Source organism: Microtetraspora malaysiensis, assembly GCF_050947145.1.
In the GTDB taxonomy this organism is placed as follows: Bacteria; Actinomycetota; Actinomycetes; order Streptosporangiales; family Streptosporangiaceae; genus Microtetraspora_A; species Microtetraspora_A malaysiensis.
The window spans coordinates 13,016-38,128 of the sequence record NZ_CP191998.1 but is presented as its reverse complement, the minus strand read 5'-3'; the positions used below and the strand labels follow the sequence as shown (position 1 = coordinate 38,128).

General features: G+C 71.2%; 26 protein-coding genes. 13 read left to right on the top strand and 13 right to left on the bottom strand.

Annotation, left to right across the window (positions count from 1 at the left end):
* Positions 1-96: 96 nt before the first annotated feature.
* From ACQP1V_RS00180 to ACQP1V_RS00170, 3 genes are all read right to left on the bottom strand, one after another.
* Positions 97-336, bottom strand: a complete 240-nt coding sequence (locus ACQP1V_RS00180) for a DUF397 domain-containing protein (protein WP_067137506.1) — start codon at positions 334-336, stop codon at positions 97-99.
* A 119-nt stretch (positions 337-455) separates the two neighbouring features.
* Positions 456-1,175 (bottom strand): hypothetical protein, encoded by a 720-nt coding sequence (locus ACQP1V_RS00175; protein ID WP_433417515.1) that lies wholly within the window; start codon positions 1,173-1,175, stop codon positions 456-458.
* Positions 1,172-1,429 (bottom strand): isochorismatase family protein, encoded by a 258-nt coding sequence (locus ACQP1V_RS00170; RefSeq protein ID WP_433417512.1) that lies wholly within the window; start codon positions 1,427-1,429, stop codon positions 1,172-1,174. The genes ACQP1V_RS00175 and ACQP1V_RS00170 overlap by 4 nt, the downstream gene beginning before the upstream one ends.
* 65 nt (positions 1,430-1,494) lie before the next feature.
* Between ACQP1V_RS00170 and ACQP1V_RS00165 the strand changes: the two genes are divergently transcribed.
* The 4 genes from ACQP1V_RS00165 to ACQP1V_RS00150 are packed head-to-tail and all read left to right on the top strand — an operon-like array spanning position 1,495 to position 6,187.
* Positions 1,495-1,917, top strand: a complete 423-nt coding sequence (locus ACQP1V_RS00165; RefSeq protein WP_433417509.1) for a helix-turn-helix domain-containing protein — start codon at positions 1,495-1,497, stop codon at positions 1,915-1,917.
* 41 nt (positions 1,918-1,958) lie between these two features.
* Positions 1,959-2,153, top strand: coding sequence for a hypothetical protein (locus ACQP1V_RS00160; RefSeq protein ID WP_433417506.1), 195 nt, complete (start codon positions 1,959-1,961; stop codon positions 2,151-2,153).
* A gap of 3 nt (positions 2,154-2,156) precedes the next feature.
* Positions 2,157-5,078 carry an FAD-binding and (Fe-S)-binding domain-containing protein gene (locus tag ACQP1V_RS00155; RefSeq protein ID WP_433417503.1) on the top strand — a complete coding sequence of 974 codons (2,922 nt, stop codon included), beginning with the start codon at positions 2,157-2,159 and terminating at the stop codon, positions 5,076-5,078.
* Complete coding sequence (locus ACQP1V_RS00150) at positions 5,075-6,187, top strand: enolase C-terminal domain-like protein (RefSeq protein WP_433417500.1); 1,113 nt, start codon at positions 5,075-5,077, stop codon at positions 6,185-6,187. The genes ACQP1V_RS00155 and ACQP1V_RS00150 overlap by 4 nt, the downstream gene beginning before the upstream one ends.
* A gap of 127 nt (positions 6,188-6,314) precedes the next feature.
* Here ACQP1V_RS00150 and ACQP1V_RS00145 read toward each other — a convergent pair whose 3' ends face one another.
* Together ACQP1V_RS00145 and ACQP1V_RS00140 are read right to left on the bottom strand one after the other, a co-directional pair.
* Positions 6,315-7,868: a trypsin-like serine peptidase gene (locus tag ACQP1V_RS00145; protein WP_433417497.1), complete on the bottom strand. Its 1,554-nt coding sequence runs from the start codon at positions 7,866-7,868 to the stop codon at positions 6,315-6,317.
* Between the two features lie 556 nt (positions 7,869-8,424).
* On the bottom strand, positions 8,425-9,705 hold the full coding sequence (locus tag ACQP1V_RS00140) for an MFS transporter (protein ID WP_433417494.1): 1,281 nt from the start codon (positions 9,703-9,705) through the stop codon (positions 8,425-8,427).
* Between the two features lie 369 nt (positions 9,706-10,074).
* On the opposite strand from ACQP1V_RS00140, the gene ACQP1V_RS00135 reads away from it, so the two are divergent.
* From ACQP1V_RS00135 to ACQP1V_RS00115, 5 genes are all read left to right on the top strand, one after another.
* Positions 10,075-13,359 carry a M28 family peptidase gene (locus tag ACQP1V_RS00135; RefSeq protein ID WP_433417491.1) on the top strand — a complete coding sequence of 1,095 codons (3,285 nt, stop codon included), beginning with the start codon at positions 10,075-10,077 and terminating at the stop codon, positions 13,357-13,359.
* Between the two features lie 143 nt (positions 13,360-13,502).
* Positions 13,503-14,462 carry a LysR family transcriptional regulator gene (locus ACQP1V_RS00130; RefSeq protein WP_433417488.1) on the top strand — a complete coding sequence of 320 codons (960 nt, stop codon included), beginning with the start codon at positions 13,503-13,505 and terminating at the stop codon, positions 14,460-14,462.
* Positions 14,463-14,549: 87 nt separating this feature from the next.
* Positions 14,550-15,902: an alpha-lytic protease prodomain-containing protein gene (locus tag ACQP1V_RS00125; protein WP_433417485.1), complete on the top strand. Its 1,353-nt coding sequence runs from the start codon at positions 14,550-14,552 to the stop codon at positions 15,900-15,902.
* Positions 15,903-15,993: 91 nt separating this feature from the next.
* The gene (locus ACQP1V_RS00120; RefSeq protein ID WP_245658456.1) at positions 15,994-16,290 is read left to right on the top strand and encodes a hypothetical protein; all 297 of its coding nucleotides are present in this window, start codon (positions 15,994-15,996) and stop codon (positions 16,288-16,290) included.
* Positions 16,291-16,376: 86 nt separating this feature from the next.
* Positions 16,377-16,586 (top strand): DUF2795 domain-containing protein, encoded by a 210-nt coding sequence (locus ACQP1V_RS00115; RefSeq protein ID WP_433417482.1) that lies wholly within the window; start codon positions 16,377-16,379, stop codon positions 16,584-16,586.
* 48 nt (positions 16,587-16,634) lie between these two features.
* On the opposite strand, the gene ACQP1V_RS00110 is transcribed toward ACQP1V_RS00115, so the two are convergent.
* Complete coding sequence (locus ACQP1V_RS00110) at positions 16,635-16,958, bottom strand: DUF6343 family protein (RefSeq protein WP_433417479.1); 324 nt, start codon at positions 16,956-16,958, stop codon at positions 16,635-16,637.
* 31 nt (positions 16,959-16,989) lie between these two features.
* Positions 16,990-17,346: a DUF3140 domain-containing protein gene (locus ACQP1V_RS00105; RefSeq protein ID WP_433417476.1), complete on the bottom strand. Its 357-nt coding sequence runs from the start codon at positions 17,344-17,346 to the stop codon at positions 16,990-16,992.
* Between the two features lie 336 nt (positions 17,347-17,682).
* Here ACQP1V_RS00105 and ACQP1V_RS00100 point away from each other — a divergent pair, with 336 nt between their 5' ends.
* Positions 17,683-18,375: a rhodanese-like domain-containing protein gene (locus tag ACQP1V_RS00100; RefSeq protein WP_433417473.1), complete on the top strand. Its 693-nt coding sequence runs from the start codon at positions 17,683-17,685 to the stop codon at positions 18,373-18,375.
* Between the two features lie 16 nt (positions 18,376-18,391).
* Here ACQP1V_RS00100 and ACQP1V_RS00095 read toward each other — a convergent pair whose 3' ends face one another.
* The 4 genes from ACQP1V_RS00095 to ACQP1V_RS00080 all read right to left on the bottom strand — a co-directional run bounded on the left by ACQP1V_RS00095 (position 18,392) and on the right by ACQP1V_RS00080 (position 21,234).
* Positions 18,392-19,501, bottom strand: coding sequence for a serine hydrolase domain-containing protein (locus ACQP1V_RS00095; protein ID WP_433417470.1), 1,110 nt, complete (start codon positions 19,499-19,501; stop codon positions 18,392-18,394).
* A gap of 71 nt (positions 19,502-19,572) precedes the next feature.
* Entirely contained in the window at positions 19,573-20,532 is a 960-nt protein-coding gene (locus ACQP1V_RS00090; RefSeq protein WP_433417467.1) for an RNA polymerase subunit sigma-70, read from the bottom strand.
* Between the two features lie 79 nt (positions 20,533-20,611).
* Positions 20,612-20,758: a hypothetical protein gene (locus tag ACQP1V_RS00085; RefSeq protein ID WP_433417464.1), complete on the bottom strand. Its 147-nt coding sequence runs from the start codon at positions 20,756-20,758 to the stop codon at positions 20,612-20,614.
* Positions 20,759-20,760: 2 nt separating this feature from the next.
* A complete protein-coding gene (locus ACQP1V_RS00080) occupies positions 20,761-21,234 on the bottom strand; it encodes a hypothetical protein (protein ID WP_433417463.1) in 474 nt (157 codons plus the stop codon).
* 283 nt (positions 21,235-21,517) lie between these two features.
* Here ACQP1V_RS00080 and ACQP1V_RS00075 point away from each other — a divergent pair, with 283 nt between their 5' ends.
* Positions 21,518-22,159, top strand: a complete 642-nt coding sequence (locus ACQP1V_RS00075) for a hypothetical protein (RefSeq protein WP_433417460.1) — start codon at positions 21,518-21,520, stop codon at positions 22,157-22,159.
* On the opposite strand, the gene ACQP1V_RS00070 is transcribed toward ACQP1V_RS00075, so the two are convergent.
* A complete protein-coding gene (locus tag ACQP1V_RS00070) occupies positions 22,083-22,613 on the bottom strand; it encodes an SRPBCC domain-containing protein (RefSeq protein ID WP_433417457.1) in 531 nt (176 codons plus the stop codon). The genes ACQP1V_RS00075 and ACQP1V_RS00070 overlap by 77 nt on opposite strands.
* Before the next feature lie 92 nt (positions 22,614-22,705).
* Positions 22,706-23,428 (bottom strand): aspartate/glutamate racemase family protein, encoded by a 723-nt coding sequence (locus tag ACQP1V_RS00065; protein WP_433417454.1) that lies wholly within the window; start codon positions 23,426-23,428, stop codon positions 22,706-22,708.
* A 109-nt stretch (positions 23,429-23,537) separates the two neighbouring features.
* On the opposite strand from ACQP1V_RS00065, the gene ACQP1V_RS00060 reads away from it, so the two are divergent.
* Both ACQP1V_RS00060 and ACQP1V_RS00055 read left to right on the top strand, forming a co-directional pair.
* The gene (locus tag ACQP1V_RS00060; RefSeq protein WP_433417451.1) at positions 23,538-24,425 is read left to right on the top strand and encodes a LysR family transcriptional regulator; all 888 of its coding nucleotides are present in this window, start codon (positions 23,538-23,540) and stop codon (positions 24,423-24,425) included.
* The gene (locus tag ACQP1V_RS00055; protein ID WP_433417448.1) at positions 24,425-25,024 is read left to right on the top strand and encodes a DUF3885 domain-containing protein; all 600 of its coding nucleotides are present in this window, start codon (positions 24,425-24,427) and stop codon (positions 25,022-25,024) included. Before ACQP1V_RS00060 ends, ACQP1V_RS00055 begins: the two co-directional genes overlap by 1 nt.
* The last annotated feature ends 89 nt before the right edge of the window (positions 25,025-25,113 follow it).

The following is a 25,113-nucleotide window of genomic DNA, read 5'->3' as shown; positions in this document are numbered from 1 at the left end:
CTCTCGCCGTCTGCGGCTTTCGTCTCTTTTGCCGTTACCTCTACTAACCGGCGAGGGCCGCCTGACACATCCTGCGGACAATCGGCTGAGGAAAGCTCAGTCGCCGAGCAGATCGTCGAACTCGCCGGCCTTGACCGCGTGGGCGAAGAGACGCAGGTCCGCGGCTCGGTAAACGAGCGCGGGCCCCTCGGGGTGTCGCGAGTTCCGCATCGCCACGCCGCCGCCGGGCAGCGGCGCGAGTTCGACGCAGTTGCCGTTCGGGTTGCTGTACCGGCTCTTGCGCCAGGGAAGGTCGCCCAGTTCGGCGCACGACGCTCCGTTGGGGAAATCGGTCATCCATGCCTCACTCTCTCTTGATCATGGGCAAGACTACGACCCTCCACATTTGCACGTGCATCCGTACATGCACTGACAGATGCCCTGATATACCGAATCGGCAGACCTCCGGCGTACGGCTATCGCGGGCCGCGAGCGCGTACGGCGATGAAGGCGGCCGCGAGGAGCACCCCGGTGGCGACCCCGACGAGGAAGCCCGATCCGCCGTCGCTCGCGCCCGTCTTGATCAGGACGACACCGACCACCGCCAGGAAAGCGAGATATGCCGCCGAGAAGGCGTAGAAGCGGCGGCTGAAGAAGGTGCGTCGCCTGGGGGCGTCCGGAGGCGAGGCGACCTCGGCGGCCGGGCCCGCGCTGGCGGAGGCGGGGCGCTTGAAGTATTCGAAGTACATCCAGGAGCCACACGGCTCCCAGCCTTCGGGGGCGAGGCGGGCGCTCAGCGCGCGGCGTCCCCCGACCGGGACCCGCTCACGGCGGTACTCCCACTGAAGCGGGCGCTCGGCGTCGCGGCGGCAGACGAAACGGCCGAGGCCGTCCACCCGCTCGACCTCCCAGCCCTGCTGCCCGAAGTGGTCGAGCATCTGCCGGTCCTGGAAGATGTCGGCGGTCCACCGCCACTCCCTCGCCTGCGGCGGCGCCTCGCCCTCGTCGGCCGTACGCGCGGTGAGTTCGGCGGCGAAGTCGGCCGCGGGGCCGAACTCGGCCTCGGCCTCGGCCCCGGTCTCGTCAAGGTGGGCGGCCAGGTCGTCGATCGTGGCGGCCACCCGGTCCGCCGGGACGCCCGCGGCGCGCAGCCGCTCCGCCAGCTCCTCGAAGTAGTCGTCAGAGTCGCCCGTCATTCGATCTTTCCCTTGGACAGCACGGCGCGTACCGAGTCGTCGAACGCCAGCCACAACTGGCCCTGCTCGTCGAGAGTCCGCTGCGTGGCATGCTGGACGAGCACGACCGGCCGCTCCGCGGCGCGCCAGGCGCGGATCAGCGCGGCGATGTTCTTCTCGGCGTCCGGATTGTCCCTGCGTCCCCAGAAGGCGTCCTCGAAGCCCTTCTGCACGTCGATGACGATCAGGGCGGCGTTGGTGTCGATCTCTCTCATGCCCCCAAGCCTGGCCCTGGCCCGACCTCTGCCTCGAACTCGTCCGGCGGTCGCACGGCGCGACCGTGGCCAACGCCATCGCCCGCCGCATGGTGGCCGCGGCGCACCGGACCGGGGGGCAGGCGCAGTTCATCGAGCGCCCGGTCCCGCCGGTCACCACGACGAGGTCCGCGCTGGCCGAGACCATGGACTGGGCGAGGGCGCACCTCGACCGGCCGCTGACCGTGGCCGACCTGGCCAGACGGGCCCGCTCGGCGCCGCGCACGTTCGCCCGCCACTTCACCGAGGCGACGGGGACGACCCCGGCCCGCTGGCTCGTCGCGCAGCGGGTCGCGGAGGCGCAGCGGCTGCTGGAAGCCGGAGAGCTGTCCGTGGAGCAGATCGCCGGCCGGTGCGGCTTCGGGACCACCACGATGCTCCGCCGTCACTTCCTCCGCATTGTCGGGACAACTCCTACGGCGTACCGGCGGACGTTCGCCCGGGCATGACCTGGGCCGACAGGGGTAATTGCGGGCCCATGGCCCGAATAGTGGCGGAATCTCTGATCGAACGGCCGGCCACCTGGGGCGTCGGCACGGTCTTCGGCCTGCCCGGCGACGTGCCGGGCAAGGTGACCTGCCGGCAGGCCAAGAAGTTCACCGAGGCGTTCCTGCGCGGTCGGCCGCACAAGGCGGCGATCGCGACCACGCTGTTCAAGGACCGGATCCGGCAGAAGGGCGACTAGATCATGGCTTCCCGCAACCTTCTGCTCGAAAGCGAGCTGCGCCGCCGCGTGGACGGCGAGGTCAGGTTCGACGACGGCAGCCGCGCGCTGTACTCCACCGACGCGAGCAACTACCGGCAGGTGCCGGTCGGCGTGGTCGTCCCGCGCACCGTGGAGGCCGCCATGGAGGCGGTGGCGATGTGCCGCGAGCAGGACGTCCCGGTGCTGTCACGCGGCGGCGGCACCAGCCTCGGCGGGCAGTGCTGCAACGCGGCCGTCGTCATCGACTGGTCCAAGTACTGCGACCGGATCGTCGAGATCGACCCCGACGCCAAGAGCGTGACGGTCGAACCGGGCATCGTGCTCGACACGCTCAACGCGCGCGTCGCCGAGTACGACCTCATGATCGGGCCCCGGCCGGCGACACACGACCATTGCACCATCGGCGGGATGCTGGGCAACAACTCCTGCGGCTCCACCGCCCAGGCGTTCGGCAAGATGTCCGACAACGTGCTCGGCCTCGACGTGCTGACGTACGACGGCGACCGCTTCTGGGCGGGGCCGGGCGGCGGCGACGTGCCCGCGCAGATGACCGCGCGGCTGCGCTCGATCGCCGAGCGGTACGGCGAGGAGATCCGGCGCCGCTTCCCCGCCATCCCGCGCCGGGTCTCGGGATACAACCTCGACGCCCTCCTGCCGGAGAACGGCTTCGACCTCGCGAACGCGCTGGTCGGGTCGGAGTCCACCCTGGTCACGATCCTGCGGGCGCGGATGCGGCTGGTGAACCGGCCGAAGGCGCGGGCGATGGTCGTCTTCGGCTACCCCTCGATCTTCGAGGCGGCGGACGCGGTGCCCGCGATCCTGCCGCACAAGCCGCTCGCCCTGGAGGGGCTGGACGACAAGCTGATCGGCTTCGAGAAGCGCAAGCATCTCAACGCCGAGGCGCTACGGCTGCTGCCCGAGGGCGCGGGCTGGCTGATCGTGCAGTTCGGGGCGGACACCCAGGACGAGGCGGACGCCAGGGCGCGGGACCTGGCCGAGGAGCTCAGTCACGCCGCCGTGCGCTTCTTCGGCGACCCCCGGCACGAGGACGAGCTGTGGCAGATCCGCGAGGCCGGTCTCGGCGCGACCGCCTGGGTGCCGCTCGAACCCGACACCTGGCCCGGCTGGGAGGACTCGGCGGTCGCCCCGGAGGATCTCGGTGCCTATCTGCGCGATCTGCACCGGCTCCAGGAGGAGTACGGCTACGCCGAGGCGTCCACGCTGTACGGGCACTTCGGGCAGGCGTGCGTGCACACCCGGATGCCGTTCGACCTGGTCACGGCCGAGGGGATCAGGAAATATCGGGAGTTCGTGGAGCGGGCGGCCGACCTCGCCGTCTCCTACAACGGCTCCCTGTCCGGCGAGCACGGGGACGGGCAGGCCCGGGGCGAGCTGTGGCCCACCATGTTCGGCCCCGAGCTCATGCCGGCGTTCGCCGAGTTCAAGGCGGTCTTCGACCCGCGCGAGCGGATGAGCCCCGGGAAGCTGGTCCGCCTCTCGGGCGACGAGCCGTACCGGATGGACGAGAACCTGCGCCTGGGCACGGACTACGCGCCGCCCCACCTCGACACACACTTCGCCTACCCGCACGACCGGGGCTCGTTCGCGCGGGCGGCGCTGCGCTGCGTCGGCGTCGGCAAGTGCCGCCGCGAGGAGGGCGGCGTCATGTGCCCGAGCTACCGCGCGACCCGCGAGGAGAAGCACTCCACCCGAGGCCGGGCCCGGCTGCTGTTCGAGATGGTGAACGGCGGCGTGATCGAGGACGGCTGGCGCTCGGAGGCCGTGATGGACGCCCTCGACCTGTGCCTGGCCTGCAAGGGCTGCAAGAGCGACTGCCCGGTCAACGTGGACATGGCGACGTACAAGGCCGAGTTCATGGCCCACCACTACGCCGGGCGGCTGCGCCCGCGCGCCCACTACTCGATGGGGTGGCTGCCGGTGTGGGCGCGCCTCGCGGCGCTCGCGCCCGCCCTGGTCAACTTCATCATGGGAACGCCTCCGCTGGACGAGCTGGTCAAGCGCGCCGGCGGCATCGCGCTGGAGCGGGCGCTCCCGCCCTTCGCCGCCGCCAGGTTCAGCCGGTCCTACCGCCGCCGGGGGCCGCGCGGCGACGGCCACCGGGGCGAGGTGCTGCTCTGGCCGGACACCTTCATGGACAACTTCCACCCCGAGGTCGGTGTGGCCGCGGTCCGGGTCCTGGAGCGGGCCGGGTTCACCGTACGGCTGCCGCGCGCGGCGGCGTGCTGCGGCCTGACCTGGATCTCCACCGGGCAGCTCGGCGTCGCGCGCAAGGTGATCGAGCGGACTCTCGCGGTGCTCCGCGAGGAGATCAGGGCGGGCCTGCCGATCGTCGGCCTCGAACCGTCCTGCACGGCCGTGTTCCGCTCCGACGCCGCCGAGCTGATGCCGCACGACCTCGACGTCAGGCGGCTGCGCGACCAGACGCGTACGCTCGCCGAGCTGCTGGACGAGCACGGCGTGGAGCCGCCGCCGATGGACCGCGAGGTCGTCGCGCAGCCGCACTGCCACCAGCACGCGGTCATGCGGTTCGACGCGGACCGGCGGCTGCTTGAGGCGGCCGGGGCGGGGCTGACCGTGCTCGACGCCGGATGCTGCGGGCTCGCCGGGAACTTCGGGTTCGAGGACGGCCACCACGCCGTGTCGATGGCGTGCGCCGAGGACGCCCTGCTCCCCGCGCTGCGCGCCGCCCCGCCGCACGCGCTCGTCCTCGCCGACGGGTTCAGTTGCCGTACGCAGATCGAGCAGGCGCAGATCGGGCGGCGGCCGATCCATCTCGCCGAGGCGCTGGACCAGGCATGGCGGGAGGCCGTCTCCGGCGCGCTGCCCCAGCAGGCGCGGCGGCTGATGCCGGTGCCGGCGGATCGGACCTCCGGCTCGCGATGACGCCGATCCGGAGCCTGCGCGCGACCGCCTACACCGTGCCGACCGACCGGCCGGAGGCCGACGGCACGCTGGCCTGGGACCGAACGACCGTCGTCGTGGTCCAGGTCACCGGTGGTGGGCAGAGCGGCCTCGGCTGGACGTACGGCGCCGCGGCGTGCGCCGCGGTCGCCCGCGCCGAGCTGGCCCCGGTGGTGATCGGCCGGAACGCGTTCGACGTACCCGGCACCTTCCAGGAGATGGTCCGCAAGGTCCGCGACGACGGCCGGGCGGGCGTGTGCGGGTACGCGATCTCGGCCGTCGAGACCGCGTTGTGGGACCTGAAGGCGCGGCTGCTCGGTGTGCCGCTCTGCGCGCTGTTCGGCCAGGCGGCCGAAGGGGTGCGCGTCTACGGCAGCGGCGGCTTCACCACCTATCCCCACGCGGTCCTGGCCGCGCAGCTCGGCGGCTGGGTCCACGACCAGGGGATCTCGCGGGTGAAGCTCAAGATCGGCGAAGGCCGGGGCACCCGGGAGGAACGCGACCTCCGGCGCGTATGGCAGGCCCGCGAGACCGTCGGCGACCACGCGGAGCTGTACGTCGACGCCAACGGAGCGTACACGTCGAAACAGGCGATCCGGATGGGCCGGGCGATGGAGGAGTGGGACGTCCGGTGGTTCGAGGAGCCGGTCACCTCCGACGACATCGCGGGCCTGCGCCGGGTCCGCGACGCGGTGCGCGCCGACGTCGCGGCGGGGGAGTACGGCTGCGACCTGTACACCTTCCGGCGGCTGGCCGGCGCGGTCGACTGCCTGCAGATCGACGTCACCCGGTGCGGCGGGATGCTGGAGTGGCGGCGGGCCGCCGCGCTCGCCGCCGCGCGCGGCCTCGACGTGTCCGGGCACTGCGCGCCGCAGCTGCACCTGCACGTCGCGCTGGCGACGCCGAACGTCCGGCACCTGGAGTGGTTCCACGACCACGTCAGGATCGAGTCGATGTTCTTCGACGGCTTCCATGAACCGGTCGAGGGCGTGCTGCGGCCCGACCTGTCCCGCCCCGGCCTCGGTCTCGAACTGCGGGAGGCCGACGTGGCGCGGTTCCGCACGGGAGGCGTGGACGCCGCGGGCGACTGAGGACCATGTCAGGAACGCCGAACCGGGGCCCGGCGCCGAGCGCCGGACCCCGTTGGCATCCCTTTTTCCCTAGGAGTCATCCCTAGGTCGTGCTTCCCTGACGGGCGGAATCACCCGATAGGGGGAACTAGACGATCGAACCCGACCAGACGTTGGCGGCCTGCTTGTAGACGCCGTAGGTCTCCCCGTCGAAGTACGGGGACATGCTGGTGTCGATCCGCTTGTTGCCGTCACGGTCGGCCACGGCGATGGTCACGCCGTTCAGGTAGCCGAGGCGGCGGTTGTTCTTGTAATTGAGCAGCCACGCCGAGCCGAGGGAGCCCTCACCGGTGAAGGAGGACTTCACGGCGACCAGTTCCTCGGCCTTGATCGCGGGCGCCTTGGCGGCGAACGTCTTGCCGTAGCTCCACTTGAGGGTCTGGCCGGTGTAGGCGTGGTTGCCGTCCGGGTGCGACCCGCTCGGGTAGCCGAAGACGTAGACGTTCTTGCCGAGCTTCTGGTTGTAGGCCAGGCCCTGGCCGCCGACCTTGTCGCCCAGGCGGCCGACGTTGGAGACCGCGCGGATGTAGTAGTGGTCCTTGTAGTACTTCTCCGGGGTGCTGGTCTTGATCCACCGCTTGAGGAAGTACTGCTTCTTGTACGCCTCGACGTAGCGCTTGCCGCGCGCCACCTTGAGGTCGCCCAGGAAGTTCTTGTCCCGCTTGAGCTTGTGGTACTCGATCATGGAGATCCGGGTCCACGCGTCGCTCTGGTGGCCGCACCAGTTCGGGCACTTCTCGCCGTTCTTCATGGCGGTGGTGCCGTCCGGGGCCGCCTTGTAGGCCTTGGCGTCGACCTCGACGGCGGTCAGCTTGATGCCGTCGATGCCCTTGGTGTAGTACTCGTCGTGCTTGGCGTGGCCGTCAGCCGGCGGGTCCACCTCCACGCTCTCGGGGTCGAGCGCCTTCTTCCAGTACGGCCCGCCCTCGGTGTACTTCGCGGCGAACTCGGCGGCGCTGACCTCCTCGGAGAGGATCTGCTTGTCGCCGGTGTAGGCGTCGTAGGTCTTCTTGTCGACTTCCTTGTCACCGGCGAGCTGGATGCCGTTGTAGACGGTCACGAACGCGTAGTCGCGGTCGCCGTCCTCGTAGACGTCGTAGTCGTAGTGCGTGAAGGCCTGCTTGCCGACGTAGATGCCCCAGGGGGTCTTGCCCTGGTAGTAGCCGGGCACGAAGACCCACTTGTCGAGGGTGGCCTTGTTGCTCTCCGTGTCGTACACGCAGTGGCCCGCCGTGGCGACCAGGTTGCGGTACTTGGACTGCAGGGAGGTGGCGGTGCACCAGTGCGGCTGGTTGTCCGCCCCGAGGAAGAAAACCTTGCCGGTGGTCTTCGGGAGGTTGACGTTCTTGGACTTCGAGGACGACTTCTTCTCATCCCCGATGGCCGGAACGGTGCCGGGCTTGCTGCTCTTGGACGGCCCGCCGCTGGAGATGTGCTTCGCCGCGACCGTGGTCTCGACGTTGTACGGCGTGGCCTGCTTCAGCATCTGCGCCGACCAGAAGAAGGCGACCTGCTGTGCGGCCTGCGAGGTGCCGGCCAGCGTCTCCTTGACGCTGTAGCCGCCTGCCTGAGCCGGAGAGGCCACCAGTCCGGCGGCCAGGAGGCCGGTGAGGGTTCCGCCGATGGCGAGGGTGCGCTTCAAGGGAAAAGCTCCTTGGGCTGTCGTGGGACGTCATCTGCGCCCCATCCGTCAGTTAAGGACAGGTCAAGAACCTACAAGCCACACCAACTGCCCGTAAGACGGTTCAAGGTCATCATTTGCGCAGGTCGGACGAGTGACCATTTCGTTATCGAAAAGATGATCAAAAGGAGACAACGCCGTTTGACCTGGTCAGACAGCAAATCTGGCCACAAATCCTGACCATTGGGACCCTCTCAAGTCAGGGCGTGGAGTGTGACACAGATCACACGAGAAAGATGGCACGGATTTGGCTCTGAAACCGTCTAAGTCGGCCTTGATCTTGACGACCGCCCCGAACCGGCTCCGCACGAAGCGACAGGCGGCTACCCAAAGTCATCGGACGCGCCGAAATAGTCACCACTTCGGGCCGGATGGAGGGAGCGGAGCGGAAGGGAGCGAGGACCGCGACGTCGGCCCGGCGAAGCGGGCTTCGCGAGGACCGCGCTTCCGGCGAAGTGACCGACCCGGCCGAGCGGGAACTCCAGCCGAACCGCGCGTGCGGGCGTGCGGGGGAGAGTTAGGCTCCGGCCTCCGCCGGGGCCGCGTCCGGCACTGCCGTCCCCGGCTCGTCACGCGGCGCGCGCAGGTTCCGTACGCCGGGAGACAGCAGCGCGAGCAGGGAGACCACGGCGACGATCGCCGCGCAGCCGAGCAGCGCCGGGCGCGGACCGACCGAGATCGCCACTGGCCCGGCCAGCATCAGACCAATCGGGCCGAACATCAGCGAGCCCAGCGCGTCGTAGGAGCTGACCCGCGACAGCGCCTCCGGCGGCACCTCCCGCTGCATCGTGGTGTTCCACAGCACGCCGAAGATGTCGAAGCAGATGCCCATCACGACCGCGGAAGCCACCACCGTCCACAGCGGAGCCGCCGCCCCGAGCAGCAGGTACGGCAGCGCCGTCGGCAGGGTGAGCATGGTCGCGACCAGGATGGGGCGGCGCGGCCGCAGCCGCAGGGTCACCAGGATGCCGGCGATCATGCCGACGGCCTCGCCCGCGAGGACGGCGGACCAGGCGGGGGCGCCGCCCAGGCTCTCCTTGGCGACCAGCGGGCCGAGGACGCCGTGGGCCGCCTGCATCGCGATGATCATGATGGAGAACTGCGCGACCACCACCCACAGCCACTGCCGGGAACTGAACTCGCGCCAGCCGTCGCGCAGGTCGGCGAGCACCGAGTGGCGTTCGGCGGTGGCGGCGCGTTCCGTCGAGGCGAGGCGCAGCGCGGCGACCAGCACGGCGGCCACGGCGAACATCGCGCCGCTGACCGCGAGCGACCAGCCGGCCCCGATCAGGACCACCGCCGCACCGCTCAGGACGAGCCCGGCCACCCGCGAGATGTTGCTGCCGAGCCCGAGCAGGGCGTTCGCCGTCTGCAGCCGCTCGGCGGGGACGACGTCGGGCACGATCCCGGTCAGCGCGGGGAAGAAGATCGCGGTCGCGATGCCGCTGATGGCCGCCGCCGTCACCAGGCCGGGGATCGGCGTCCAGCCGGTGAGCATCATCACGGCGAGACAGGAGTACGCCGCGGCGTTGAGCCCCTCGCCCGCCATCATCACGCGGTTCCTGGGCAGCCGGTCCGCGATGACGCCGCCGACGAGCATGAACGCGATCATCGGCAGCGCCTCGGCGGTGAGGACCACCGACAGCGTGGTCGGCGTCGCCCCCGGCAGCCCGAGCACGCCGAAGGCGAGGGCGACGGGCGCGAAGCCGCTGCCCAGCACCGAGATGGTGCGCGCGGCGAGCAGCAGGGCGAAACGCCGATCCCGAAGCAGGCCGAGATCACGACGGACACTGTGCACTGCTGCTCCTCGCTGACGCCCCCGAAACGGATCCATGTTGCCGTTCACGGCATGGAACTGTCGCTTCATTTAAGCGGCGCGAGGTGGGGGTGATCCTCCGTCCGCAGGCCCAGAAGGACCGGGACGATGGTCTGAAGCCCTCCTGTGGAGGACCCCGGCGAAGGCCGCGCACGACGACCGGCCGCCGCGGACCTCCCCTGGTGGCGCCGGGACGCGCAGCGCGCCGACGGGCTCCGGACGGCCACGCCGCCGGTTCCATATCTCGGCGCTATGGATTTTTGGAAGGTACCGGCCTTCGCGCTCTCGGTGTCAGCTTTACGCAGCCCCCATCGTGGGCTCCCCCCACCCCCCTGCAGAGGAGTCACGAGAGTGAATCCCAAGATCAGGCCCGGTGTCGCAGCCGTGCTGGCGACGGCCGTGACCGCCGCCTCGCTGGCCGCGGCACCGGGCGCCTCAGCCGCGGCACGGACGTGGTCCGTGCCGGCCGGATCGAGCCCGGTCGGTTCCGCGCTGGTCGGTTCCGCGCTGGCCGCGTCCGCGCCCGACCCCACGCCGGCCTTCAACCCGCCGAGCTCCGACGAGCGCAAGCGGGCGATCAGCAGCGCGGGCGGCGCGCTCCTCACCGACGCGGCGGCGCTGCACACCTCCTCCGACGACACGTTCCAGCTCGAGCGCTCGGTCGCCGGCAGCCAGGGCCTCCAGTACCTGACCTACCGGAGGACACACCGGGGCCTGCCGGTGTACGGCGGCGACGTCGTGATGGCGACCGACAAGTCGGGCCAGATCGTCCAGGCGGTCACGACCGGCCAGCGCTCCACCCTCAAGATCGACCCCACGACCTCGGTCACCGCGAGCGAGGCCGCGACCAAGGCCAGGGCCAAGCTGTCCGTCGTCGAAAGCGTCGGCGAACCCACCCTCCTCGTGCACGCGGTCGGCGAGCGGCCCCGCCTCGCCTGGGAGGTCGTGGTCACCGGCGCCACCGGCAAGGGCCCGAGCGTGCAGCACGTCTACGTGGACGCAGGGGACGGCTCGGTCTTCGACGCCTGGGACGAGGTGAAGGGCGGCACCGGCAACAGCAACTACAACGGCCCGGTGACGTTCAACACGTCCGGGTCCGGCTCGTCGTACTCGATGACCGACCCGACGCGGCCCGGGCTCCGGTGCGGCGGCCAGAGCGGCACCGCGTACACCAAGGCTTCCGACACCTGGGGCAACGGGTCGGGCACCGACCTGGAGACCGCCTGCGCCGACGCGATGTTCGCGGCGCAGAAGGAATGGGACATGTTGCGCGACTGGCTCGGGCGCAACGGTTTCAACGGCTCCGGCGGCGCCTTCCCGGCCCGGGTCGGGCTCAGCGACGTCAACGCGTACTGGAACGGCAGCTACACGAACTTCGGCCACAACTCGTCGAACGCCAAGCAGGCGACCGCGATCGACGTGGTCGCCCATGAGTACGGCCACTCCGTCTTCCAGTACTCCGGCAGCCCCCAGCAGAGCAGCAGCAACGAGGAAGGCGGGCTGAACGAGTCGACCGGCGACATCTTCGGCGCGCTGACCGAGCACTACGCGAACGAGCCCGCGCCGTACGACACGCCGGACTACCTGGTCGGCGAGGGGGTCAACCTCACCGGCACCGGGCCCATCCGCAACATGTACAACCCGGGCGCCCTCGGCGACCCGAACTGCTACTCGTCCTCGATCCCGAACACCGAGGTGCACGCGGCGGCGGGCCCGCAGAACCACTGGTTCTACCTGCTGGCCGAGGGCAGCAACCCGGGCGGCGGCAAGCCGGCCAGCCCGACCTGCAACAGCACCACGGTGACGGGCATCGGCATCCAGAAGGCCGGCAAGATCTTCCAGGCCGGCCTGAACATGAAGACGGCCCCGTGGACGCACGCCAAGGCGCGGGTGGCCACACTGAACGCCGCCAAGTCGCTCTTCCCGGGAAGCTGCGCCGAGTTCGACGCGACCAAGGCCGCCTGGGCCGCGGTGAGCGTGCCCGCGCAAGCCGGTGAACCGACCTGCACGTCCACGCCGGGCAACGACTTCTCGGTCTCGCTCAACCCCTCGTCCAAGACGGTGCAGGCGGGACAGTCGGTGACCGCGACCGTGACCACCGCGGTGACGGCCGGCCGCGCGCAGTCGCTGACGCTCAGCACCCGCACCCCGCTGCCGAGCGGCGTGAGCACGTCCTTCTCGCCCTCGACGGTCAACTCCGGGCAGTCCTCGACGCTGACGATCAGCACGTCGCCGGGCGTCGCGAACGGCACCTACCCGCTGACGGTCGTCGCGACCGGCGCGAGCGGCACCAAGGAGTCGGCGTTCTCGCTGGTGGTCGGCGTCCCCTCGACCGGGGCCCCGGACATCGCGGTCGCCAACGTCACCGCGCACCTGAACCAGCTCCAGTCGATCGCGACCGCCAACGGCGGCACCCGCGCCTCCGGCTCGGCGGGCTACACGGCCTCGCTGAACTACGTCAAGGGCAAGCTGGACGCCGCGGGATACACCACGCGAATTCAGAACTTCACCTACAACGGAGCCACCCACGCGAACCTGATCGCCGACTGGCCGGCCGGTCCGACCGGCCCGACGGTGATGCTGGGCGGCCATCTCGACAGCGTGACCGCCGGCCCCGGCGTCAACGACAACGGCTCCGGCTCCGCCGCGCTGCTCGAGGTCGCGCTCGCCCTGGCCTCCCGTAACCCCACGCTCACCAAGCACGTACGGTTCGCCTGGTGGGGCGCGGAGGAGCAGGGGATGCGCGGCTCCACGTACTACGTGCAGAACGGCGGCGCAGGCGGCGTCGAGTCGTACCTGAACTTCGACATGCTGGGCTCGCCCAACCCGGGCTACTTCGTCTACAAGGACGACGCCGCCATCCAGAAGGTCTTCACCGACTACTTCACCTCGATCAACGTGGCGACCGAGCCGGAGACCGGCGCGGACGGCCGCAGCGACCACGCGCCGTTCAAGAACGCGGGCGTCCGGGTCGGCGGCCTGTTCAGCGGGGCCGAGGGCGTGAAGACCGCCACGCAGGCGCAGAAGTGGGGCGGTACGGCCGGCCAGGCGTACGACTCCTGCTACCACGCGTCCTGCGACCGCTACCCGGCGAACGTGAACACCACCGCGCTCGACCGGAACAGCGACGCCGTCGCCGCGGCGCTGTGGAAGCTCGCGGTCGGTGACACGCCGACCCCGGCCGACGACTTCGCGCTCTCGCTGAGCCCGTCGTCGGCCTCCGTCCAGGCCGGCCAGTCGGCCACGGCGACCGTCGGCACCCAGGTCACCAGCGGAAACGCGCAGAGCGTCACGCTGTCGGCCAACGCGCCCTCGGGGATCACCGTCTCGTTCAGCCCGTCCACGGTCACCGCGGGTCAGTCCTCCACGGTGACGATCGCCACCTCGGCGACGACCACGGCGGGCACGTACACGATCGCCGTCAACGGCAACGGCACGGCGGCCAACCACTCGGCGACGTTCACGCTGACCGTCGGCGGTGGCGGCGGGCAGGGCGACACCTGGGCGCCCTACACCACCTACACCGCGGGCGACGTGGTGACCTACGGCGGCGATCGGTACCGCTGCCTGCAGGGACACACGGCGCTGCCCGGCTGGGAGCCGCCGCTCGTCCCGGCGCTCTGGCAGAAGATCTGACCGGGTGATCGGTGGGCGGCCACGGGGAGCCGCCCACCGATTCACTCTCCGAATTCGAAATGTCACGCTCCAAAATGAAATCAATCGCGATTTCGTGACGTAGCTTGATTGCACAGACAACTCAACCGCCGTACTTTCCGGCTATGGATCTCGAGCTGCGTCACCTGAAAATCGTGACCGCGGTCGCGGAGGCGGGAAGCATCACCAAGGCGGCCACGCTGCTCGGCCTCGCCCAGCCCGCGCTGACCGCGCAGCTCAAGCGCATCGAGCGCACACTCGGCGGCGCCCTGTTCGAGCGCGACCGCTACGGCGCCCGCCCCACGCCCCTCGGCGAGCTGGTCCTGAGCAGGGCCCGCGTGGTCCTGCCCGCGGTACGGGAGCTTCAAGAGGAGGCGGTGCGGTTCGCCAACACGTACGACGGCATCACCTGCTTCCGGATGGGCGCCACCAACGGGCCCATCCTCGGCGGGCTCGTCGCCCGGCTGACCACCACCTGCCCGGAGACCCCGGTGAACACCTACACCTCGTGGTCCGCGCGGGAGCTCACCGGGATGCTCGTCACCGGCCGGCTGGACTTCGCCATGGTGGGCACCTGCGGGGAGAGCCCGCCGCCCGCCGGCGATCCCGTGGTGTGGAGCACCGTCGGTACCGTCCCGGTCTTCGTCCTGCTGAGCGAGGACCATCCACTCGCCGACGCGGACGAGATCGAGCTGGGCCGGCTCGCCGACGAGAGCTGGGCGGTCACGCCGGGGGACGGCTGCTTCGGCGACTGCTTCGCCGCCGCGTGCGCCCGGGCCGGCTTCACCCCGGCCACCATGTACGAGACCGATCTCGCCACCTGCGTCTACCTCGCGCAGCTGAACCGCGCCGTCGTGCTCTGCCAGGCCACCTTCCAGCTCGTCCCCGGCACCGTCATGGTGCCCCTCGCCGGAGCGCCGCTCCACTGGCGGCAGCGGATCGGCTGGCACACCGACGCCCCCGCCGCCAGGGCCGCGGCCATGGTGATCGACCTCGCCATGGCGGCGCACGCCGAGGCCGTAGAGCGCAGCCCGCGATGCGCGGAGTGGCTCAAGGCGAACCCGCAATTCCATGCCATTCCATAACACCGACATAGGGGTAAATCGGTAGATACGCCACGGATGTAATGGCCGTTACCTTGAGGGCGTCCCCACCCCCCAAGGAGAAACGTCATGCTCCGCATTCGACACTCCGTTCTCGCGGGATGCGCGCTCACCGTCGCTGCCCTGGCGTTCCCCGCCACCATGGCGGCCGCGCAGCCCGCGATCTCCCCCCAGGAACCGGCCGCCGCCCAGCCGGCCCCGCAACCGCCGCCCGGCGTGGCCGAGGCGATGCAGCGCGACCTCGGCCTCAGCGCGGAACAGGCGCGGACCCGCCTCGCCAACGAGCAGCGGGCCGGCCAGACCGAGGCGGCACTGCGCTCGCGGCTCTCCGGCAGCTTCGGCGGCTCCTGGCTGAACGGCCCCACCGCCACCCTCGTGGTCGCCACCACCGACGCGAACGCGGTGCCCGCCATCGTCGCCACCGGAGCCGAGGCCACGGTCGTCCAGCACTCCCTCACCGCGCTCGACGCCGCAAAGGAGGCCCTCGACCGAGCCGCGGCCAAGGCGCCCCGTACCGCTCCCGTCTGGTACGTGGACGTACGGACCAACAGCGTCGTCGTGCTGGCCTCCCAGCCCGCGAAGGCCGAGGCGTTCGCCGCCAGCGGCGCCGACCGCTCGCTCGTCCACGTGGAGAAGTCGGCGGAGCAGCCGCGGCCGTTCTACGACCTGCGCGGCGGCGACGCGTACTACATCGGTAGCGGCACCCGCTGCTCGATCGGCTTCCCGGTGACCCGCGGCGCCACGCAGGGATTCGTCACGGCGGGCCACTGCGCCGTGGCGAGCTCCACCAGCGGCTCCAACGGCGTCGCCCTGGGCACCTTCCAGGGCTCGTCCTTCCCGGGCAACGACTACGCCTGGGTCGCGGCCAACGGCAACTGGACCGCGCAGCCGTGGGTGTACAGCAACGGGGCCAACCTCTCCGTACGCGGCGCGAACGTGGCGATCGAGGGCGCATCCGTCTGCCGCTCCGGCTCGACCACCGGCTGGCACTGCGGCACCGTCCAGCAGCGCAACAGCAGCGTCACCTACCAGGAAGGCACCGTCTACGAGGTGACCCGCACCAACGTGTGCGCCGAGCCCGGCGACTCCGGCGGCTCCTTCATCTCCGGTGACCAGGCCCAGGGCGTCACCTCCGGCGGCACTGGCAACTGCAGCAGCGGCGGCACGACGTACTTCCAGCCGGTCGGCGAGATCCTCTCGACCTACGGCCTCACCCTGAGGGTCGAGGGCGGCGGCGGGAACCCGAGCCCGAGTCCCAGCCCCAGCAACCCGCCCGGCGGCACCACCTGGCAGGCCAACACGTCGTACGCGGCGGGCGCCACGGTGACCTACGGCGGCGTCACCTACCGGTGCCTCCAGGCGCACACGTCGATGACCGGCTGGGAGCCGCCGAACGTGCCCGCCCTCTGGCAGCGGCTCTGATCACGAACCGGCCCGCGCCGGCCGCCGCGTAACCCACGGCGGCCGGCCCCGCCATCTGGTACCGACAACGGTTCGAACAGCGAGGACCATCATGATGATCGACGCCATCGGCCACCTGGAACGACTCGGCACCGAGCTGGAGCAGCGGCGGTTCGCCGTCCGCGTGCGCGCCCGCGGGGGCCACGCCATGCTGAACATCACCAACGTCGCCGCCCCCGCCCTGGCGGAGAGCGTGTTCACCGCCCCGGACGAGGAGGGCGCCCTCTGGTTCTGGTTCCCCTGGCAGACGCGGATCGGGCCGGTGGCCGACATCATCGCGGCGGCCGACCGCATCGAACGGGTCCTCGCCGAGGTCGGGCGTCCCGGCCACGCCCCCGCGGCTCCCTGACCCGCCGCGGCGGCGGCACGCATGACATGCCGAGGCCGGGGTAGGCGTGGGCGGCCGAACCGGTTGCGACGAGTCGAGGAGATGCCGTGGCCACCGCTGATCCCGTCCATGTGAGCGAGGCCCTCTCGGCCTTCCCGTATCCGGGGACCCGGGAGCAGCTCGTCCGCTTCGCGGACCGCACGGGAGCGGACGAGAGCGTCGTGACGGCGCTGACCCTGCTGCCCGCCGGCCGGTACGCCAGCTCCGCCGAGGTGATGCGGGCGGTCGCCGGGGACGACACCGGCCCCGGGCACTGATCGCGCCTGCCCGGGCTCAGGGGCGCCGGGCGGGGGTGATCAGATCGGTCATGGCTCCTCCGATTCCCGCGTCCCCGCTCTCCTGCGGCGCCTGATCCGGACCCAGATGACGACCAGGTCGATCGCCGCGACCAGGGCGATGAAAGCGGCGATGCCCGACTCCACGGGCCAGACGGCCTCTCCCGTCGCGCTCGCGAGCCACGCGAAGAAGGCGGCGGCCGCGATCGCGATGGGCAGCGCGATGCCTGAGAGGAGCGCCCGGGCGCGGAGCGCGGAGCGCGCCTCAAGCGGCTCGGTGCCTCGTCGCTTGCCCCACATGACGTCGTCCCCTTCCCCCGGAGGCGGCGGGAACACCCGGCACAGGCGCCCCACGGCGTCAGTCTTCGGGCGGGTGTCCGCGGCATCAGGCTTCGGGCATGGCCGGCCCGAGCGGGTCGTGGCCCACCGACATCAGCGCGCGCCGCCAGCGGTCGTCCCGCACCGCACCGGCCGGGGCCGTCGTCACCCTCTCGCGTACGAAGTCGACGACCCGGCGCGTCACCTCGACGTCCTCGTCCGTCAGATCGACCTTGCGTTTGCGGAGCACGTGCAGGACACCGCGCCCCAGCTCCTGGATGCCCAGGTCCGGATCGGCGGGGAAAGCGTCCTCGTCCGACGCGGAGGTCAGCAGCCAGGAACGCAGCTCCGCCGACGTCATGTTGACCACCTCGTGGAACTCCTCCCAGAGTAGATCCACCTCGGGGTCCGAGCGATCGGTCATGAGTTCCCCCCTTGACCAGGCACGCCTACCCGCGAGCGTCGCGCCGATGCGGGGTCCCCCGGAGACAGACGAGACCCCGCCAGGAGCGTTCCTGACGGGGTCTCGACGTATGTGTAACCGGTGCCGGGTCGCCTCTCGGCGAAAAGCACAACGCGGCTCCAGCCGAACGGTAGTCCGCGAAGGCGAAATTAGGTGAGGCCCGGGGACACCTGCACACCGGCCACGTGGAATTTAACCACCGGTCCCCGGGCTTTGTTCCCGGCCCCGGAACTCGTTTTCCGGGGCCGGGAGGCGCGGGCACGTGCCATGTCCCGGACGGCGGGTAAGGGCTGACCCATGGTGCACACGATCGACCGCGACGCCGTACAGGACCTGCTGACCGGCCACCGGGCCCAGCTCGTCGAGGTGCTCCCACTGGAGGAGTACGAGTGGGCGCACCTCCCCGGCGCCACGCATCTGCCGCTGGCGGATCTCAACGAGGAGACGGCCGCCAGACTGGACCCGACCCGGCCCGTGATCGTCTACTGCCACGACCGGATGTGCGACCTGAGCCCCCGCGCGGCCCGCCGGCTCGAACGGCTCGGCTTCGCCCAGGTCCACGACTACGCCGAGGGCAAGATGGACTGGATCGCCGCCGGGCTGCCCTTCGACGGGCACGCCGTCCTGGTCGCCCAGGCCGTACGACGCGACCCGGTGATCGCCTATCTCGACGACACCGTGGACGACGTCGCCGAGCGGATCGTCGCCGACCCGGCCGGGCTCGCCGTGGTGGTCGACCGGGACCGCCTCGTCCAGGGCGTGATCGGCCCGGCCGAGCTGAGGGACGTGCCGCCCGACGCCACCGCCGAGCGCGTCATGCGCGTCGGCGTGACGACCGTACGGCTCAGCGAGGACATGGAGCCCCTGGTACGCCGGATGGACCGGAAGAAGGTCCACCAGGTGGTCGTGACCCTGCCCGACGGCATCCTGGTCGGCCTGTTCGTCCTGGACGCCGTCCGCGCCCCGGAAACCGGCCCCGACGAGGGCTGACGCCGCGGAGATCCGGTCAATCGGCCTGGAGCACGACCCGGGCGATCCGTTCGACGGTGCTGAAGTCGCCCATTGACGCGCGGTTCTTCATCACGCCGACGGAGAAGCCCGTCGCCGTGTCCGCGAAGGCCGCGGTGCCGCCGCTGCCGGCCATGCCGAACAGGGTGGGATCCGACAGGGCCAGCCCGATCGTGTAGCCGAGCCCGAAGACGGCAGGGGCGCCGGTGACCTCGTCCGTCCCGGAGACCGCCGGCGAGGACAACTCCGCCAGCCGGGCGGGGGAGACCAGCGTCCCGGCCAGGAGCGCGTCGTACAGGCGGGCCACCGCGCGGGCCGTCATCGTCGCCCCGGCCGGAATGTCTGAGGTCAGCACGTCGGCGCGGTTGCTGAACGCGGCGTCGGGCAGCGCCGCCATCGGAGCGGCGGTGTACCCGTTCACCACGCGGAAGAACGGCGTGTCCACCGGCGCCTCCGCGGCCTCGGCGGGTGGCTCCGCCGGGAACGGGGCGTCCTCGATCCTGGCCAGCCGTCCGAGCTCCCGGCGCGGCACGCCGAAGAACAGCTCGCCGGCCACGCCGAGCGGACCCGCCACCTCGTCACGGAGGACCTGGGAGATCGCCCTGCCCGTCACCCGGCGCACGACCTCGCCCAGGATGTAGCCGTACGTCTGGGCGTGGTAGCCGAAGCAGGTGCCCGGCTCCCACCACGGCACGGCGTCCGCGATCGCCGCACACATCCGGTCCCAGTCGCACAGGTCCGCCGCCGTCGTCGCGACCGGCAGCCCCGGCACACCGGTCGCGTGCGTCAGCGCGTGCCGTACGGTCGCCTTGTCCTTGCCGTGGGCGGCGAACTCGGGCCACACGTCCGCGATGGGAGTGTCGTAGTCGAGCGCCCCGCGCTCGGCCAGCACGTGGACGACGGCCGCGGTCACCCCCTTGCCCGTCGACGTGGCGTACACGGGGGTGTCGGAGGTGAAGGCGCGACCCGTCTCCGGATCGGCGACGCCCGCGACCGCGTCGACCACCAGCTCGCCGCGCCGGTAGACCGCGACCTGCACCCCGCGCTCGGCCCCCGACCCGACGAGCTCGTCAACGACGGCCTGCACATTCCGCTGAAGATCGGCCATTGTGGTTCCTCTCTTGTTGGCTCCCTCGTGAGACGAGCGGGGCGTGAGAAAGGAATCGCTCCCCAGGAAGATCAGAGCGCGGCCGGCAGCCCGAACCGCGGGAACAACTCGTCCCCGTACGTCGTGATCTGCGACACCAGGCCGTCCTCGACCCGCAGAATTCCCATCCAGGACGGCGAGAACCGGGACTCCCCGGGCCTGCGGAGGTACGCGGCCGCGGCAAGTTGCCGGTTCGCCCGGACGGGCAGGAGCCGCCAGTCGCCCCACGCCTCGGGGCCCACCATGGCGGGCGTCCAGCCCGCCACGAACGCCTCGCGTCCCAGGATCCAGATCGGCTGGGGCGGCATCGACTGCCACACGTCGGCCCGCAGGATCCCCGGCAGAAGGGACGGGTCGCCCCGCTCGACCGCGTCCATGTAGCGCCGCAGGACCGCGCGTTCCTCGGCGGTGGGCTCCGTCACCGCGCCCCACTCCAGCCGCCGCTCCGGCAGGTGCTCCCGGAGCGTCGGCCTGGCCCGCTGCAGAGCGCTCTTGACCGCCGCCACGGTGAGATCCAGCGACTCGGCGGTCTCCTGCGCCGACCAGCCAAGCACGTCGCGCAGGATCAGCACGGCGCGCTGCCGAGGCGGCAGGTGCTGGATCGTGACGAGGAAGGCCAGCTCGATCGTCTCGCGCTCGATCGCCGCGTCCGCCGCGTCCAGCAACGCGTCCGGGTACGGCTGCAGCCAGGGGACCGCGTCGGAGACGGGCGGCTCGATTCCGGGATCGGCCGCGGCCGGAGCCGAGCGCGGCTGCGGCTGCCGGGGGTGCGCCCGGAGATGGTCCAGGCACGCGTTGGTGGCGATCCGGTACAGCCAGGCCCGCAGCCCGGATTCCTCGCGCAACGTGTCCCGGCGCCGCCAGGCCCGCAGGAGCGTCTCCTGCACCAGATCCTCGGCCTCGTCGAAGGAGCCCAGCATCCGGTAGCAGTGAATGTGCAGCTCGCGCCGGTGCTCCTCCACGCGCGCCCCGAAGTCCTCCGTCGCTGTCATCCGCTCCCCTCCCGTACGACCGGGCCATCCAGGGTCGCATGCGTACGGTCCGGGTGGGGTTGATTCCGGCGCCCGGGACTCAGTCCGGCGGGCGCCGCACGCTCTCGCGAAGGTCGAGCCGGACCGGCGCGCCGCCCTGGGTGTTCTCGAAGGTGCGGTCGGCTTCGATGGCCCGCGCCTGACCGGCCGGGACGCGCGAACGGATCCGCGCCCCGGTCCGGATCATGTTCACGGCGTCGGCAGCGAACCAGCGAGCGTGTCGGCAGGATCGGGCTTGGGGAAGTCGCCGTCGACCGCGAACTGGGTGAAATACCGCGTGCCCCTCACCGTCGTGACGCCGCTGAGCGTGACCGTCGCCTCGTACGGCTTCTCCGTGCAGCCGGGCAGGCACCAGCTCCCGCTCAGGGCACCGGTGCCGACCGCCTGGTCCGGCCCCCAGCTCGTCCAGGTGATCCCGTTCATGGAGCTGAACTCCGACAGCACCAGGTTCTCCGGACTGCTGTCATCCCGTCCCTGCTCGGCCCCGTACAGGTTCCTCACGTAGACGGGCGAGGCGGTCGGAGACGTCGCCACCACGGCCTCGGGCGTCGTCCCGGCCGTGGGCGTCGTCCCCGTGGACGCCGACTCGCCCGCGCTCTGCCCGCACGCCGCCACTGTCGCACTGAGCGCGGCGACCACAGCCGCGATCAGGATCCTTCGCACGTTTCCCCCTTGTCGTCTGCACCGCGATCTCGGCGTCGCGGCCTCGGCGTCGCGATCCGCTTCACCGGAGCGGGCCCGTTCGGCTACTTCCCCTTCGTTCCCGCACGTCACTGATGCTAGGGGTGTTTCTGTTTCTCCGGTTTTCTGTGGCTATGTGACGTTTATCCACTCGCCGAGGCCTCCGTTCAGCTGACGGCCGATGCCGGGCGGCTCCCCCGCAGGAGGGAGATGGCCGGCACCTACGGGGGAGGCCTGGGCCCTCCGCCGCCGGGACGCTGAAAGCATGAGCAGCCGAGCCGACGCCAGCCCCCACGTCCCCGCGACAAGCGCGCTCCCCATCGTCCCGCCGCCGCCTCGCTGGGCGGTCTGGGCGGCCCACACCGTGCCGCTGCTGGTCCTGCCCTCGGGGCTGTGGCGGGTGGCGCTGGTGACCGGCCTCCCGATCGGCTACGCCGACCACCTCCCGGCCGGAGGACCCCACATCGGCCCGGGAGAGATCGCGTACATCCTCTCGCTGAGCCTGATCAGCGAACTGGCCGCGTTCATGACCCTCGGCCTGGTCCGCCCCTGGGGCGAGGTGGCGCCCCGCTGGATCCCCTTCGTCGGCGGCAGAAGAGTACGGCCGGCCGCCGCCGTCACGGCCGCCTGCGTCGGCGCCGCGCTCATCGCCATGATCTGCGCCTGGGCGCTGCGCGGTGACACAACCATCTCCACCGTCCTGTCCTCGACGGGCGTCGCGGTGCTGATCGTCTGCTACGCGCCGCTGCTCGGCTGGAGCCCCCTGCTGCTCGCCGTCACCTTCTCGTACTGGCGACGCCACCGGAGAGCCACGCTCGACACTCCGGCCGCTACGGGATCAGCGTCGCGTAATGCCGTTGGAGGGCCTGCTGCTCCTGCGGCGACCAGGGCAGGCTCTGGCCCCTGAGATACGCCCCGAGCATGTCGAGCACGTGGTGCCACCCCGCGCCGTTGCGGGCCAGGATGGTGCGCGGATCGTCTCCCGCCGCGATCCCCTCCGCCGCCGCGCGTACGTCGTCCATGGGCAGGCGGTGGGTGAAGGTGAGCAGCGCGCCGGTGTCGGCCTTCTGGAGCCGCCAGGTCACGACGGCGCCGGGGTTGACGTCCTTGAAATAGGTGTGCTCGAACAGGTGCGGCGGCTCCGCCCGCAGCACGCGGTCCTCGACGCGATGGCCGCCCTGGTGATGCGAGACGAACTGCCCGCCGGGGCGGAGGTCGAGTTCGGTGCGCGCCCCGCCCCAGCGCTCGATCTCCGCCGGGTCGGTGACGGCGTGCCAGGCGGCGTCCAGGGGCCGCGCCAGGCGGCGTTCGTACCGGAAGATGACCTGTTCACCGTCACGCTCGATGATGCCGTCCGTCATCACTGCTCCTCATCGTCGAGATGGGCTCGCCGCCGCCCGCGAGTGCCGTACGTACCCGACCAGCGGCTCCCGTACTCGAAGGGGGGCCGGGCTCACATCGGGCCGCCGCGCCAGGACGGCAGGGCGAGGTGACCGGCCGCCACCTCGTACGCGGCGCGGGCCAGCAGGCGGGTCGAGTCCAGCGTAGGCAAGGGAGACGCCTCGGGAGTGACCAACAGCGGAATCTCCGTGCACACCAGGGCGACGGCGTCACAGCCCCGGGCCGCCAGCCGACCGATGACGCGGCCGTACTCCTGTCGCGAGGTCTCGGTGATCACGCCGTTCACCAACTCATCGAAGATGATCTCGTTGACGATCCGGCGGTCGTCGGCGTCCGGCACCTCGGCGGCGATGCCCCGGGCGGCCAGCGCCCGCGGGTACAGCGGGCCGTCCATCGTGTACGTCGTCCCCAGCACGCCGACGCGCCCGCGCCCCTCATGAGCGGCCTGGTCGGCGACCACGTCCGCGATGTGCAGCCCCGGCAGGGCAAGATCGGGTCCGGGCGCCTCAAGAGCCATATGGGCGGTGTTGTCCGGACAGACGAAGAAATCCGCGCCCGCGCGGGCGAGCCGCTCCACGCTCCTGGCCAGGGTGGTCCGGATCGTCGTGTGATCTCCGGCGTCCCAGGCCGGCATGCTGTACCCGAAGGCGATGTAGTCGAGCGTCACATCAGGGTGCTCGTGACGGCCCAGCCGCCGGAACCCCTCCTGGCAGAACTCGAGGAAGCACAGCGCGGCCCCTCCGGTGCTGTGGGCGAGGATGCCGAGGTGACGCATGGCTTCTCCGGAGGTCAGGCAGGCGGGTTCCTCCATCCTGGCACCGGCGCGCCTCCGTCTCTTACCGTGAGGCATCGATCGGCATAGCGGTCATGCCCGGGAGGTATGGATGGATCTGCGCATGCTCGGCTACGTGATCGCGATCGCCGAGGAGGGGTCGATCAGCGGCGCCGCTCGTCGGCTGCACCTCACCCAGCCGACCCTGAGCAGGCAACTGCGCGAGCTGGAACGGCGGCTGGGCGTCGACCTGTTCGCCCGTTCGGGCCGCGGGCTCGTACCCACCTCCGCCGGCGAAGCCCTGCTGCGCCGCGCGGTCACCGTCCTGGCCGAGGCCGAGACGGCCCTCGACGATGTACGACTGGCCGCCCAGGGCAGGACCGGACGCGTGACGGTCGCGTTCGCCGGATCGGGCATCAACGGGGCACTGGGGGAGGCTCTTGGGCGCCTCCGGCTCCGCCTCCCCGACGTCGATCTGCGGCTGGTGGAGATGTTCGACGACGCCGAGATGTCGGCGGGCGTCCTGGACGGCAGCATCGACGTGGCGGTGCAGCGGCTGCCGGTCCGCGACGCCCGGCTCGCCACCCGGGTCTGGACGCGGGAGCCGCTCACCGTCTTCCTGCCGTCCGCCCACCCACTCGCCGCAAGCCGCGGACCGGCACCGGTCTCCGTTCTCGGAGACATCCCGCTGGTCCTGTGGCCGCGCGAGTCCGCACCCCACTCCCACGACGAGATCCTCGCGCTGTGCCATCACGCCGGGATCGTGCCGCGCATCGGCGCCCGGGGCCAGAGCGTGCAGACGATCCTCGCCCTGGTCGCCGCGGGCTTCGGCGCGACCGTCATGACGGACTCCTACCGCGTCCTGCGCCGCGAGGGGGTGACGCCCCGGCGGCTCGCGGGCACCACGACCACGCTGTATCTCGTCCGGCGGGCCACCGAGCCAAGCGCGCTCCTCACCCGCTTCCTGGCCGTCCTCGCCCCCTCCGATAGGGAGGCATAGTGCTCACCAACGGCGACCTTGATCCGCGCGCGCTGAGCCGGCTCTGGGAACGACAGTGGCCCGAGTGCCCGCCGTTCGCCGACTGGCTGCGCGGCCACTATCCGGACCGTTGGGTCAGATTTCACAGCCTGTCGGAGTCCAAGCGCTATCCGGACAATGAGGCGGAATACGCGGTCGTGCTCGACCGCCACTACACCCTGCTGTCCGAACTCGATCCGGGCGCGGACCTCCTGATCATCACGGCCGACTGGACGAACACTGCGGCGATCACGCCCCAGCAGTGGCCGAGGCGATCCCAGGTCGCGCCGTCAGCGCGGCATTGGCAGACCCTCATCGAAGAGCCCGACGACCCCGATTTCCACTCCTATACGCAGCTCTATGCCGAGCTACGACCATGGCGGCCCGGCATCGTCGACACCGTACTGCGAGCGGTCGCGGACGACGAGATCGGCGGCGTGATCCTCGGCCCTTCGGACCTCCGATGGCTGTACCACCCTTACGACGGCGGCACCGACGTGATACTGCCCACGTGCTCAGAACGTGACGCCCTCAGGGCACGGCACCGTACCTGGTTGTCGAACCACCCGTCGGGCTACTAGAGGTCCTCGGCACACAGGCTGTGGACAAGTGGCGGCGATCCCGAGAGCACGAAGAGCTTCCGCGTGTGACTCCGCCTGCCGGACGAGAC